Origin of the sequence: Pseudomonas sp. NFACC51 (assembly GCF_900103575.1) — a bacterium.
Taxonomy (GTDB): Bacteria; Pseudomonadota; Gammaproteobacteria; order Pseudomonadales; family Pseudomonadaceae; genus Aquipseudomonas; species Aquipseudomonas fluorescens_Q.
Genome location: NZ_FMXH01000008.1, coordinates 27,483 through 42,526 on the forward strand (window position 1 = coordinate 27,483; position 15,044 = coordinate 42,526).

At 64.6% G+C, this 15,044-nt stretch carries 3 protein-coding genes; 1 reads left to right on the top strand and 2 read right to left on the bottom strand.

Annotated features, from left to right (window positions below; all coding sequences use genetic code 11):
• Positions 1–9 precede the first annotated feature (9 nt).
• Positions 10–12,996 (bottom strand): non-ribosomal peptide synthetase, encoded by a 12,987-nt coding sequence (locus tag BLT00_RS17080; protein WP_092144772.1) that lies wholly within the window; start codon positions 12,994–12,996, stop codon positions 10–12.
• 281 nt (positions 12,997–13,277) lie between these two features.
• Here BLT00_RS17080 and BLT00_RS17085 point away from each other — a divergent pair, with 281 nt between their 5' ends.
• The gene (locus BLT00_RS17085; protein WP_024619408.1) at positions 13,278–13,826 is read left to right on the top strand and encodes an RNA polymerase factor sigma-70; all 549 of its coding nucleotides are present in this window, start codon (positions 13,278–13,280) and stop codon (positions 13,824–13,826) included.
• Between the two features lie 140 nt (positions 13,827–13,966).
• Here the strand turns inward: BLT00_RS17085 and BLT00_RS17090 are convergent, their stop codons facing one another.
• A complete protein-coding gene (locus tag BLT00_RS17090; protein ID WP_092144774.1) occupies positions 13,967–14,980 on the bottom strand; it encodes a GNAT family N-acetyltransferase in 1,014 nt (337 codons plus the stop codon).
• Between the last annotated feature and the right edge of the window lie 64 nt (positions 14,981–15,044).

The following is a 15,044-nucleotide window of genomic DNA, read 5'->3' on the forward strand; positions in this document are numbered from 1 at the left end:
GCCGCAAAACTACATTCCTTCCAACTCCGCCATCAAATCATTCAACCGATCTACCTTCTCCTCGGTGATCTCGCTGGCCGCCAGCCCATCGATGTAGTCGGCCAGTTCCTGCACCGTGCTGCATTCGAACATCGCCCGCAGCGGTACGTTGCGTTGCAGGGCCTTTTGCACCCGTGAGGCGATTTGCGTCGCCAGCAAGGAATGCCCACCCAGTTCGAAGAAGTTGTCCCGCACCCCCACCCGCTCGACTTTCAGCACCTGGGCCCAGATGTCTGCCAGGGTCTGCTCCAGTTCATTGCCGGGGGCTTGGTAGTCCTGGCTTTGCAACTGGCCGATCTCCAGGGCCGGCAAGGCCTTGCGGTCGAGCTTGCCGTTGGCGTTGAGCGGCAGGCGCTCGAGCCACAGCCAGTGCAGCGGCACCATGTATTCCGGCAATTCGGCCCGCAGGCGCTGCTTGATGCGTTCCAGGCGTTCGGCGGGTTTGAGCGCCGAGTCGGTGGCAACGAGATAGCCCACCAGATGTTTGCCATTGACGCCCTCCTGCACACCCACCGCCCCATCACGCACTTCCGGCTGTTCATGCAAGCGCGCCTCGATTTCACCCAGCTCGATGCGGTAGCCGCGGATCTTCACCTGATGGTCGATGCGCCCGACGTACTCCAACACCCCATCGCTGCGCCGCCGCGCCAGGTCGCCGGTACGGTACAGCCGCTCCCCCGGCGCGCCGAATGGGTTGGGCACAAAGACCGGGGCAGTACGCAGGGGATCGCTGACATAACCACGCCCGACCCCGGTGCCCGCCACGCATAGCTCACCCACCGCGCCCAGCGGTACCAGGTCCAGCGCGCCGTCGAGCAGGTACAGACGATTGTTGTCGGTGGGCGTGCCAATCGGCAGATACGTACCACGGGTCGAGGCCAGGTCCACCCGGAAGAACGCCACGTCGTCGGAACACTCCGCCGGGCCGTAGGCGTTGACCAGACCGATGTCCGGGTAACGCAACAACCACTGGTGGGCCAGTTCCGGCGGCATCGCTTCGCCGGTGGGCAGCATCCAGCGCAAGCCGTCCAGACCGATGCGTTCCTGGGCAAGCATGCCCTGGATCAGCGACGGCACGCTTTCCAGCACGGTGATGCCCTGCTGCTGCACATGCTCCAGCAGCCCTTGCGGGTCGTGGGCAATGGCGTTGGGCACGATGTCGACCCGGGCACCGAACAACGGCGCGGCCAGGAACTGCCAGACCGAAATATCGAAGCTCTGGGACGCCGTCTGGGCAATCACATCCACCTCGCTCAGCGCCAGGTACGGCACTTTGCTCAGTTGGTTATTGAGCATCCCTCGCTGCTCCACCATCACGCCTTTGGGTAGGCCGGTGGAACCGGAGGTGTAGATCACGTAGGCGAGGTTATCCGGCCCGCTGTAGACCCCTGGGTTTTCCAGCGAAAGAGCGCTGGCCTGGACGGCTTCCCACACCAGCAACTTCGGTCGTCCGGAGCAGGCGAACTCGTCCAGCAACGCCTGCGCCTGGGCCTGGCAGGCCTGGGTGCAAACCAGTAACGGCGTGCGACTCAATTCGATGATACGGCCCAGGCGCTGGCTCGGCAGGCCGGGATCCAGCGGCAGGTAGCCGGCACCGGCCTTGAAGCTGCCGATGATCATACCCAGCAGCTCGGCATCCCGTTCGGCCAGCAGCGCTACGGGCTGATCCAGGCCGACACCGGCAGCGATCAGGGCGTGGCCGAGGCGGTTGCTGCGTGCATTCAGCTCGGCGTAGCTGTAGCTCGTGTCCAGGCAACTGACCGCAGGGCGGTGGGGATGAGCCGCGACCCGCGCCTCGAACAGCTCGACGTAGCTCTGTTCCAACGGATAGGCATGTTCGCTCTGGTTGCAGCCTTCAATCAGGAAATCCTGCTCTTGGGCACCGATCAGCGGCAACTCGCTCATGTCACCGTGCAAGCCCTCCATCAGCGCCAGCAGCAGCCGCTTGAACTCACTCAGCAAGCCCTGGACGGTGGCTTCATCGAAGTAGCGCTGGTCGTAGGAAAGGTGCAGCCCCAGGTCATCGCCCGGGTAGCAGACCGCCGTCAGCGGGAAGTTGGTGTGGGTGCGGCCCGAGTCCGAAGTGGCGTTGAGGCTTTGGGCGCGGTCCAGCACCGAGACCTCCACGGGCGCATTCTCGAACACGAACAAACTGTCGAACAGCGGCTGGCCCTTGGGCAGTTCGCTGGCCTCCTGGATGCTCACCAGCGGCAGATATTCGTATTCGCGCAGTTGCATATTGTGGTCCAGCAAATCGCTGAGCCACTGGCGCACGCTGCAACGCTGATGGTCCTCGGGCATCTGCACGCGCAAAGCGATGCTATTGATGAACAGCCCCACAGTGCGTTGCATCTGCGGCAGTTCCACCGGGCGCCCGGCCACGGTGACGCCGAACAGCACGTCGCGGTCGCCGCTGACCCGCCGCAGCACCAGGGCCCACGCCGCTTGGGCGAAGGTGTTGACCGTCAGTTGATGGGCCTGGGCCAGTTCCCGCAGCCGTGCGCCGTCCCGGGCATCGAGACGGGTGTAGCAGTCGCCGACGATCATGCCGCCGCTGTCACCGGCGTGCTCGCGCAGGAACGGCCGGTCGCCAGGGATCGGCGTGGTCCGCTCGAAGCCTTGCAGGTTGTGCTTCCACCACTGGCGGGCTTCGGCCAGGCTCTGGCGCTGCAACCAGCCGATGTAGTCGCGATAGCGCGGCGGCACGGTCAACTGCGGTTCGCGGTTTTCACCCAGGGCGGTGTAGATCTCGAAGAAGTCGTCCATCAGCAGCGAACGGCACCACGCATCGATGAGAATGTGGTGGTTACTCATCATGAACCAGTAGCGTGCCGCGCCGACCCGAATCAGCCGCAGATGGAATGGCGCCTGGTTCAACAGATCGAAACCGGCCTCTCGCTCGTTCTTGAGCAGTGCCTGGAGCTTGGCTTCCTGGGCGTCTTCGGGCACCTCGGACCAGTCGAGATAATCCACCGGCGTACTGCCGGGCCGGTGGATAATTTGCAGCATGTCTTCGCCAACGTTCCAGCAGAACGACGCGCGCAAGGCTTCGTGACGGGCGATAACCGCCTGCCAGGCCTGGGCAAAACGCTGCGGGTCCAGTTCGCTGTTGATGCGGTAGCGATCCTGCATGTAGTACAGGCCCGTGCCCGGTTCCAGCAAGGTGTGCAGCAGCATGCCTTCCTGCATCGGCGTCAGCGGGTAGACGTCTTCGATCTGCGCGGCGGGCACCGGCAGGCTGTCGAGCTGGCCCTGGGTCAGCTTCGCCAAGGGGAAGTCCGATGGTGTCAGGCCGCCCGCCTCGTCTGTCAGGCAGTGCTCGATCAGGCGTTGCAACTCATCGAGGTAGGCATCGGCCAGGGTCGCGATGGCCTGACGATCATGCCGTTCGCGGCTGAACGTCCAGCGCAGCACCAACTCGCCACCGCTGACCTGGCTGTCGATACTCAGCTCATTGGGCAGCGGCGCATCGGGATCGTGGATCGCCCCCAACGGCGCCTCCAGCGGCTGGAACAGCGCATCATGACCCAAGGTCTGGTCGAGCTGGCCCAGGTAGTTGAAGGTGATCGCCGCATGCGGCAGGTTGGCCATCGTCTGGCGAGTCGCGGCGTCGGCCAGGTAGCGCAATACGCCATGACCGAGGCCCTTGTGGGGCACTGCGCGCAATTGTTCCTTGATGGCCTTGATAGACGCTCCGAAGTCTTCGGCCGCTGGGCTCAGGCGCACGGGATAGACACTGGTGAACCAGCCGACGGTGCGGGTCAGGTCAATGTCGTCGAACAGCGCTTCGCGGCCGTGGCCTTCAAGCTGGACCAGGGCCGAGGCATGGCCGCTCCAGCGGCACAGCACACGGGCCAGGGCGGTAAGCAGCAGGTCGTTGACTTGGGTGCGGTAGGCGCTCGGCGCCTGTTGCAACAGTTGCCGGGTGCGCCCGGCGTCGAGGCGCACGCTGACGGTTTCAGCATGACGTTCCAGGAGCCCGCCCTCGGGATTTGCGCACGGCAGCGGCACCTGCGTGCCGCTCAACTGTGCTTGCCACCACGCCAGTTCTTCGCGCAGAGATTCGCTGCCGGCGTAAGCCTGCAAGCGCGCGGCCCAGTCCCGCATTGGGCTGGTCTTGGCTGACAATTGCGCTGCCTGCCCGATGGCGAGCGGGCGGTAGACGGTTTGCAAATCGTCCATCAACACCCGCCACGACACACCGTCGACCACCAGGTGATGGATGACGATCAGCAACCGTTGCTGGCCGTCGGGGAACTGCGCCAGCACTGCGCGCAGCAATGGCCCGGTGGCCAGATTGAAACGGCTCTGCGTCTCGGCAAACAACGCTTCGCAATCCTGCGCGGTGTCCACGGACACGTGCCGCAACAGCGCCGCGTCAGACAACGGCTGGTGCTCGGCCTGCCAGTGCCCGGTGCTTTCGTCGAAGCCCAGGCGCAAGGCATCATGGTGCTGGAGGAGGCTGCGCAGTGCCTGTTCCAGCGGTTGCGGCGCCAGGGCCGTAGTCGGCTCCAGCACCAGCGCCTGATTCCAGTGATGCCGGTTGGGGATCGGGCGCTCGAAGAACCAGTGCTGGATCGGCGTCAGCCCGGACTCACCCTGCAACAGGCCCTGCTCGGCAAGCACCTGCTGGCTGCGCGTGGCAACCGCGGCCAAAGTCTGCACGGTCTGGTGCTGGAACAAGTCCCGGGGGGTGAAATGAATGCCCTGCTGCCGAGCGCGGCTGACCACCTGGATGGACAGGATCGAATCGCCGCCCAGCTCGAAGAAATTATCGTTGAGGCCCACCTGCGTCACGTTCAGCACGTCGCACCAGATCGCCGCCAAGGTCTGTTCCAGGGCATTGCTCGGCGCCACGTAGTGTTGGCGATTGAGTTCGGGATCGGGCATCGGCAAGGCGCGGCGGTCGAGCTTGCCGTTGGCGGTCAGCGGCATGCTCGCCAGCAGGATCAGGTGCGTGGGCACCATGTAGTCCGGCAACTGGGCCTTGAGGTGGTTTTTCAAGGCGTCGCGCAGGGCCGCTTGTCGCCCGTCGTCCTGGCTGGCGACGTCGCTCACCAGATAGCCGGCCAGTTGCTTGCCCCCCGGCGTGTCGAGGGCCAGTACCACGGCCTCGCGCACCGCGTCATGTTCCAGCAAACGGGTTTCGATTTCCCCCAGCTCGATACGGAAGCCGCGGATTTTCACCTGATGGTCGATCCGTCCCAGGTACTCCACCAGCCCATCGGCACGCTGGCGCACCAGGTCGCCGGTGCGATACAGGCGCCCACCGTCGGTGGCGAACGGGTCGGCGACGAAACGCTCGGCGGTCATCCCCGGACGCTGGTGATAACCCTGGGCCAGACCGGCGCCACCCACATACAACTCACCGGTGGCGCCTGGCGGCACCAACGCCAGGTCGGCGTCGAGGATGTACGCCATGCGGGCGCCAATCACGCTGCCAATCGGCACACTGGCCGCGCCCTCCTCCAATTGCTCGGGGGCCAGGCTCGCCAGAGGCATGACCACGGTTTCGGTCGGACCATAGGCATTGAAGAACAGGCTCGGGTTGAACGCCGCGCGAATGCGCTGCAAATGCTCGCCCGTCAGGGCTTCGCCACCGGTGATGCACATGCGCACCGGCAGGGTCTGTCCCTGGGTCGCCAGCCACTGCGCCAGCTGGCTGCCGTAGCTGGGGGTGAAGCCAAGAATGTTGATGCGATGCTGGCGAATCAGCCCGCAGATTTCCTCGGCGTCCCATTGGCCCTGGGCCCGCAGCACCACGTGGGCGCCACTGAGCAATGGCACCAGCAGACGTTCAGTGGCCGCATCGAAGTTGATGGAATAGAAATGCAGCTCGCAATCGTCCGGGCGCATGCCGAAACGCTGGATCACTGCCTGGCAATGCATGGCGATTTCACCATGGGACACCACCACGCCCTTGGGCTTGCCGGTGGAGCCGGAGGTGTAGATCAGGTAGGCCTGGTGTTGCGGCAGGTTGATCAGCGGCAGCGCGTGATCCGGGTACTGCGCCAAGGCCGGCGAATCATCTTCCAGGCACCAGCAGCCCACGCCGTCGGGCAATGCACCGAGGGCCTGGAGCATCGCCCGGTCGCTGAGCAACAGGCTGATGCCACTGTCTTCGATCATGTAGTGCAGGCGATCCAGCGGGTATTCCGGATCCAGCGGCACATAGGCACCGCCGGCCTTGAGAATCGCCAGCAGGCCAATGACCATTTCCAGCGAACGCTCCAGGGCCAGGCCCACCCGCACCTGCGGCCCGACGCCCCGCTCGCGCAGCATCCAGGCCAGACGATTGGCACTGCTGTCCAGTTGCGCATACGTCAGGGTCTGCCCGGCAAAAGTCAGGGCCGGCGCATCGGGACGCATCCGCGCCTGTTCGTCGAACAACTCATGGAGGCATCGATCCAGGCGATGCTCACCAGCCTCGACACCCAGGCTGTCGAGCAGTTGTTGCTGCTCGCGGGTGTCCAGCAACGGCAGTTCGCTCAGGCGTCGGGCCGGATCGTCCAGCAACGCTTCCAGCAGATTGCGCCAGTGCCCGGCCATGCGCGCGATGCGCGGTTCGTCGAACAGGTCGGTGCTGTAGGTCAGGCAGCAACCCAGGCGTTGGTCCAGGTCGGTGACTTCCAGGTTGAGGTCGAACTTGGTGGCCCGGGCGTCGTTGACCAGGTATTCCACCGTCATGCCGGCCAACGTGCGACTCTGCTGGAACTCCCAGCGCTGCACGTTGCACATCACCTGGAACAGCGGGTTGTAAGCCGCACTGCGCGGCGGTTGCAGGGCTTCCACCAGATGATCGAATGGCAAATCCTGGTGGGACTGGCCTTCGATGACGGTGTGGCGCACCTGTTCGAACAGCTCGCCCACCGACATCTGCCCGTCGAGCTGGCAACGCAACACTTGGGTGTTGAGGAACGCACCGATCAGCCCTTCGCTTTCCGGGCGGATGCGGTTCGCCACCGGCGCGCCGATGCGCAGGTCGGTCTGGCCGCTGTAGCGGTAGAGCAACACGGCCAGGGCGGCGGTCATGGTCATGAACAGGGTAAGGCCCTGTTGCGCGTTGAAGGCGCGGACCCGCGCCGCCAAATCATCGCTGAGGTCAAAACGGAACAGTTCACCGCGATGGCTTTGCACCGACGGACGCGGGCGATCGCCGGGCAGCTCCAGCAGCGGATGTTCGCGACCCAGTTGCGTGGTCCAGTAGTCCAACTGCCGTTGACGCTCGCCGGACTCCAACCACTGACGCTGCCAGACGCTGTAGTCCAGGTACTGCACCGGCAAGGGTTCCAGGGGCGATTCGCGATCGTCGATAAAGGCTTCGTACAGCGCGCTCAGTTCACGGGCGAAAATGTCCATCGCCCAACCTTCGGTGACGATGTGGTGCAGCGTCAGCACAAAGTAATGCTCATGCTCGGCGGTCTTGACCAGACAGGCCCGCAGCAGCGGCCCGGTTTCCAGGTCGAAGGGCTGGTGCGCCTCGCTGTCGGCCAGTTGCTGCACCCGCTGTTCGCGGACATCAAAGGCCAGCATCGAGAAGTCCTTCCAGTCCATGCGCAGGCCCGTCTCGCCGTGCACCTGCTGGTGGGCCACGCCGTCAACGCTCGGGAACGTGGTGCGCAGGGTTTCGTGGCGCAGGATCAACGCCTGCAAGGCCGCCTCGAAGCGCCCGACATCCAGCACCCCGCGCAGGCGCGCCATGCCACCGACGTTGTAGGCCGGGCTGTCCGGCTCCATCTGCCAGAGGAACCACATGCGCTGCTGGGAGTAGGACAGCGGCACCGGTTGGCTGCGGTCAACCTTCTCGATCGGTGGCTGGCGGTTGGCCTGGCCGCTGGCCTGGATCAAGCGCACCTGTTCGGCGAAGGCCCCCAGCTCACTGGCCTCGAACAAAGTGCGCAGCGGCAGTTCGACATCGCAGGTTTGGCGGGTGCGGGAAATGATCTGGGTCGCCAGCAGCGAATGACCGCCCAGGGCAAAGAAATCGTCCCGCAGGCCAATGCGCGCAAGGCCCAGCACCTCGCGCCAGATGCCGGCGATTTGTTGCTCGAGGACGCTGGCCGGCTCGACGTGCTCACGCACCTGCCATTGCGGTTCGGGCAAGGCGCGGCGGTCGAGTTTGCCGCTCGGGCTCAAAGGCATGACGTCCAGGCGCAGCAGTTGGGCGGGCACCATGTAATCCGGCAGTTCGGCGGCCAGGGCGGCCTTGAGCCGGGTGTTCAATTCATCCTGGCCTTGGGCGACCTCCGGCGCGGTGTAATAACCGATCAACTGCGGGCCGGCCGAGGTGTCGCGCACCAGCACCGCCACTTGGGCGACGCCGTCCTGGGCCAGCAGGCGCGCTTCGATTTCCTGCGGCTCGACCCGGAAGCCGCGCAGCTTGACCTGCTGGTCGAGGCGGCCGAGGTATTCGATCACGCCGTCGGCGTTCCAACGCGCACGGTCACCGGTACGGTATAACCGCGCACCGGCCTGTCCCAATGGGTCGGCAACAAAACGCTCGGCACTCAGGCCCGGACGCCCGAGGTAACCCCGGGCCAGGCCCAGGCCGCCAATGCACAGCTCGCCTGGCACGCCGGCCGGCACGGGATTGAGGTTGCTGTCGAGTACCCGGCACAGGACGTTGCCCAAGGGCCGGCCGATTGGCGAGCGCTCACCATCGGCCTCGGTGCAATGCCAATGGGTGACGTTGATCGCGGTTTCGGTCGGACCGTAGCGGTTGTGTAATTGCACCGACGGCAGTTGCGCCAACACCCGATTGCGCAGTTCGGCGGGCAAGGCCTCGCCACCAGAGAACAGCCGGCGCAGGCTGCTGCAGCGGGCGCTCAGCGGCTCTTCGATAAACAGGCTGAGCAGCGGCGGTACGAAGTGCAGCGTGGTGACGCCAAACTGCTGCACCAACTGGGCGATGCGGTGCGGGTCACGGTGCTCGCCGGGGCCGGCCAGGACCAGTTGACTGCCGGTGATCAGCGGCCAGAAGCACTCCCAGACCGACACGTCGAAACTGATGGGGGCCTTTTGCATCAGCACATCGGTGGCATCCAGCCCATAGGTCGCTTGCATCCATTGCAGGCGCTCGGCCAGGGCCGCATGGGTGTTGCCGACGCCTTTGGGCTGGCCGGTGGAGCCGGAGGTGTAGATCACGTAGGCCAGGTGGTCGCCGTGCAGGTGCAGGCCCGGCGGGTTGCTCGGCCATTGTTCCAGGTGCAGGGCGTCCATGGCGATGACACTGACGCCGTCGCAGGCGGGTAAACGCTCCAGCAACGCGGTCTGGGTCAGCAGCAGGTCGACGTCGCTGTCATGGAGCATGTAGGCTAGGCGTTCGGCCGGGTAGTCCGCATCCAGCGGCACATAGGCACCGCCGGCCTTGATGATGGCCAGCACACCGATGAGCAACTGCGGCGAACGCTCGGCGGCAATCGCTACGCACACGTCCGGGCCCACGCCCTTGTCCCGCAGGTAGTGGGCCAGGCGATTGGCCTGGGCGTGCAGCTCGGCATAATCGAGTTGACCACCGTCCCAGCGCAGGGCGATCCGTTGCGGCGTGCTGCGGGCCTGCTCGTTCAACAGCTCCGGCAGCCATTGGCTGGCCGACGCACACGGGGCCGCGCTCCACTGCTGCTGTTGGCTGTGTTCATCGACGGTCAATAACGGTACATCGCCGATGGCTTGCTGCGGATCGGCACAGACCGCCCGTAACAGATTGCAGTAATGCGTTGCCAACCGCTCGATGGTCGCCGCCTCGAACAGTTCGTCGGCGTAGTCGAACGACAGGGTCAACCGGCCATTGCGATCTTCTTCGCTGTGCAATTGCAGGTCGAACTTGGCTTCGCGGCTGTGCCACGACAATTCCTCGGCCAGCAGCCCCGGCAGACGGCGCAAGGCACCCAGGTCACGCTGCTGGTGGTTGAACATCACTTGGAACAGGCCTTGCTCGCGCGCCTCGGGAAACGCTTCGAGCAGTTGTTCGAATGGCAAGTCCTGGTGGGCCTGGGCCCCGAGCGTAGCTTCCCGGGCCTGGGCCAGCAGCGCGGCGAACGGTTGACGGGAATCGACCTGCCCGCGCAGCACCTGGGTGTTGATGAAGAAGCCGATCAGCCCCTGGGTTTCCAGGCGCGGACGGTTGGCGTTGGGCACGCCGATGCGAATGTCGGATTGCCCGGTGTAACGCTGCAACAGCGCCTGGAAGGCTGCTAGCAACAGCATGAACGGCGTCGCGTCATGGGCCTGGGCCACGTGGCGCAGGGCCTCGCCGAGGTCCTTGTCCAGGCGCAGGCTGTGCCGCGCGGCGCTGCGCTGGCGTTGCGCGCTGCGTGGGTGATCCGTGCCCAGCACCAGGGCCGATTGTTCAGCGCCCAGTTGCTGCTTCCAGTAGCTCAGTTGGCGCTCGGCCTCGCCCTGGGCGAGCCATTGGCGTTGCCAACTGCCGTAGTCGGCGTATTGCAACGGCAATGGCGCCAGTTCAGCAACCTGGCCTTGGGAGGCGGCGGCGTACAAGCGGGAGAATTCTTCGATCAAGACACTCATCGACCAGCCGTCGGCGATGATGTGGTGCAACGTCACCAGCAGTTGGTGATCATCCTCGTCGAGGCGCAACAGGGTGACCCGCAGCAGCGGCCCTTTCTCCAGATCGAACGGCGTGGCCGCTTCGTCTTCTCGAACCTGCCGCGCCCGGGCTTCGCGCGAGTCGGCAGGCAGGTCGCCGAGGTCGATGACATGCAGCTTGAATTCCCCTGCTGGATCGACCTGTTGCAGGGCCACGCCATCGCGCTCCAGGAACCGCGTGCGCAGGGACTCATGACGCTCGATCAGTTGTTGGAAACTGGTGCGCAACGCGTCTTCGTCCAGCTCGCCGCGCAGGCGCAAGGCGCCGGGAATATTGTAGGCATGGCTCGTCGGGTCAAGCCGCCAGGTAATCCACAAACGGTTCTGGGCCAGGGATTGCGGCAACGCTTCGTCCCGCGACAATGCGCTGATCGCTCCTTGAGGCTGGCCGCCGTCCTGTTGCTGGTTCGCCACCGCTTCGGCGAACGCGGCCAGGGTCGGGGCTTCGAACAGCAGGCGCAGGTTCAGTTCCAGCCCCAGGATCTCCCGTAGTCGTGCGATCATCTGGGTGGCGGCGATGGAATTACCGCCCAACAGGAAGAAGTGATCGTCAGCCTGGACTTGTTCGACCTGCAGCTGCTCCCGCCAGATTTGGCCGATGAGCGTTTGCAGCTCGGAGGACGGCGCAGACTCATCAGCGTCTTCTACCTCGGCTGACGGGAACTGTGCATAACTGTCCAAGCTGCCGTCGGCCAATCGACTGCGACACGCCGAGCGCTGCAACTTGCCGCTGGAGGTCTTGGGCAACGCGCCGGGATTGAGCAGCGCCACCACGCTCGGGGCTTGCTGGCAGGCCTCGGCCACGGCTTGGCGAATGGCTTTGATCAAGGCTTCGGGCGGCAGGATTTTCTGCACGCTGCGGCTGATTTCCGCAGCGATGCCGATGCCTTCCTCGCCGTTGTCGTTGACCGCGAACGCCGCCACCCGGCCCTTGCGCACCACCTCCACTTCGCGCTCGATGGCTTGCTCGATGTCCTGGGGATAGAGGTTATGCCCGCGCACGATCAGCAGGTCTTTCAGGCGACCGGTGATGAACAGCTCGCCGTCGCGCAGGAAACCCAGGTCGCCGGTACGCAGCCAGGTCCGGCCATCGTGCTGGACAAAGGTCTTGGCGCTGGCTTCGGGGTTGCGCCAATAGCCCAGGGTGATGCTCGGGCCGGCAGCCCAGACTTCACCGACCTGATTGTCGGCCAACGGCTGCGCCGTAGCGGGCTCGACAATCAGCACCGCGTGCCCGGGCTGACTGACACCGCAACTCATCACCGCACTGCCCTGCCCCGGCTCGGCTCGGTTTTGCGCCAGTGCCGCATCATCCACCCGCAGCGAAGGAATGCCGTGGCGGCGTGGCGTGCCAGCGACGAACAGGGTCGCTTCGGCCAGGCCGTAGGAGGCCATGAAATTGTCCGGCGTGAAACCGCACGGGGCGAACTTCTCGGCAAACCGCTCCAGCGTGTCGAGGCGGATCGGCTCGGAACCGGAATAGGCCACGCGCCAGCCGCTCAGGTCGAGACGCTGCAGGGCCGAGTCACTGACCCGTTCGCTGCACAGCCGATAGGCGAAGTCCGGGCCACCGCTGATGGTGCCGCCGTATTCGCTGATCGCTTCGAGCCAACGCAGGGGGCGGGCCAGGAAGTAGGCCGGCGACATCAGTACGCACGGAACGCCGCTGAACACCGGCTGCAGCAAACCGCCGATCAAGCCCATGTCGTGGTACAGCGGTAGCCAACTGACGATGACGTCATCAGGGTTCAGGTCGATGCCAAAGCCATGGCGGATCAGCAACTCGTTTGCCACCAGGTTGCCGTGGCTGACCTGCACACCCTTGGGCAACGCGGTGGAGCCGGAGGTGTATTGCAGGAAGGCAATGTCATCGTCCTGCAGCGTCGGCATCCGCCATTGCCCGGCGCGGGACGGGTCGAGGGTATCGACACACAACACCGGCGGCGCCGATTCGATGGCTTGCAACGGCTCGCGCAGATCACTGCGGGTGAGCAACAGGCGCGGTTCGGCGTCGGCAATGATCGACAGCAAGCGCTCTTGATGATGGCGACGGGTGGACTCCGGCGGATAGGCCGGCACGGCAATCACCCCGGCATAGAGGCAACCAAAGAACGCCGCGACGTAGTCAGGGCCGCTGGGGAACAGCAGCACGGCGCGATCACCCAGCGCGGCCTCGGCCTGCAAAGCGGCGGCGATGGTCCGGGCACGCAAGTCCAGGTCGCGATAACTCAACACCACACCCTGCCCGGGGGTGTCGGCAAGGAAGCGCAGGGCCACCCGGTCCGGCGTCAACGCGGCGCGGCGCTGGAGGGCATGAGCCAGGGTGCTGGGGAGTTCGAACGCGTCGGTCATGGGGGGTTCCTGCCTGAATTCGGCTTGCAAGTTGTCCCCCATGGAACGGATAACCGCGGCAAATAATTAGTCGGGCAGCCGACTCACCGAGGCCTGCTGCGAAGCAGCCAGCTGCCAGACACCGCGGCAATGGGTCGCGGTGCCGAGGCTGGACTTTATTGCATCAATAATTCTTCTTCTCAATTGACAATCATTATCATTAAGCCTAATTTGGCGCTCGATGTGTAGGACGGGTCCGGCATCCGGACGTCCTGCTAACTTTTTGCAGCAAGGTGAATTCCATGACGGAACAAGTATCCACAAGCAGGTGCGACTCACCGTTACTCCAGGCATTCGTGGACAACCGATTGATCCTGGTCAAGATCGCGGCACGCATTACCGGCTGCCGATCCCGCGCGGAGGACGTGGTGCAGGACGCATTTTTCCGGCTGCAATCGGCGCCCCAGATCACCTCCTCGTTCAAGGCGCAGCTCAGCTATCTGTTCCAGATCGTGCGCAACCTGGCGATCGACCACTACCGCAAGCAGGCGCTGGAACAGAAATACTCGGGGCCGGAAGAGGAAGGGTTGAACGTGGTGATCCAGGGTGCTTCGCCAGAAACCTCCCATATCAACTTTTCCACGCTGGAACACATCGCCGACGCGCTGACCGAACTGCCCAGCCGCACCCGCTATGCCTTCGAGATGTATCGCCTGCATGGCGTGCCACAGAAGGACATCGCCAAGGAACTGGGGGTCTCGCCGACCCTGGTGAACTTCATGATCCGCGATGCCCTGGTGCATTGCCGCAAGGTGTCGGGGGTTCGCGGGGATACCTTCGCCCGGCGTTGATTTTTGCAGTGGCTTTGCTGGCCCCATCGCGAGCAAGCTCGCTCCCACAAGGGATTTGGGTGTTCACAACGTTGGTGTTCACCACAAATCCCTGTGGGAGCGAGCTTGCTCGCGATGGGGCCTGATGACCGCCCCTACCCTTACATCAACCCACACCGATCAAAAAACCGCTCACGCCCCAGGATCATCAGCGCCGCGCGTTTGTGAGGGAAATCAAATTCCTTTTCACAGTGGAAACACTGGTTGTGCAGGTGCCCGATCATCCGGGCATTGTCGGCCCGGGGCTCGGCGACCACGCGCTGGGTGCGCGGATCGTCCAGGAACAGGTAATGCACCAGCGCCGACAGCCAACTGGCCACCTTGTGCGGCCCTCGGTGTTGCTCTTCACCCACCAACATGTGGATGCCGCGATCGTAGTTGCCAGCGTCATAGAACGGCGCGATCCGATCTTCCTTGGCCCAATAGGCTTCGAAATAAGCGAACGGCTGGTCATCGAAACAGCCGATCAGGGTCAAGACCCGGGGATCGGCCTGCAGCTTGCCCAGGTACTGGCGATGCTGTTCCAGGCTGCCCTCCTCCTGCCAGAAGCTCGCCACCCGCGGGCTGTTCTGCCAGCGGTTGAAACGTTCCAAGTCCTGCTCGATTTCCAGGGTGCGCAAGGACACCCAGGCCCCCAGCCGCGCATCGAAACGCCGATACACCTCGCCACGGGGTTTGATGGGCCGACGTGGATGGCGGCGGCCATCGGTGATGACCATCTGTTGCGGGTAACTGCCGTTGAACGACTCCCCCAGCCAGGGCTGCGGTAATTGCCAGAACATTGTGCGCTCGCAAAAGTACTCACCGGCACGTTCAGTGGCCGTCAACAAACCGCTGAGCAAGGCTTCGCCGGGGCGCTCGTCGAGGTGCCAGGTCAGGCGCTGGCAGTCGGGATGGCGAGCAAACAGCCAATAGCAGGCCGCCCATAGCGCCGGGCCTACTGGTCGGTCGTTGATCTCCTGCAAGTGCACGTGCAGCTCGGGACCGCGCGCAAGGCGCAGCCGGATCAGCGGCGCACCTTCGAGCATCAGGCTCAGGTGGCGTTCGGTTTCATCGGCGCCGAGGCGACGGCCGCCGGGCAAGGGCAACGTCGTCGGGTGGTTGAGGTTGGACATGGGAGCGGCTCGCGTATTCGTCGGTAGTCAACGTGTGACGTGAGCCGGGGCGGGAAATTTAGTG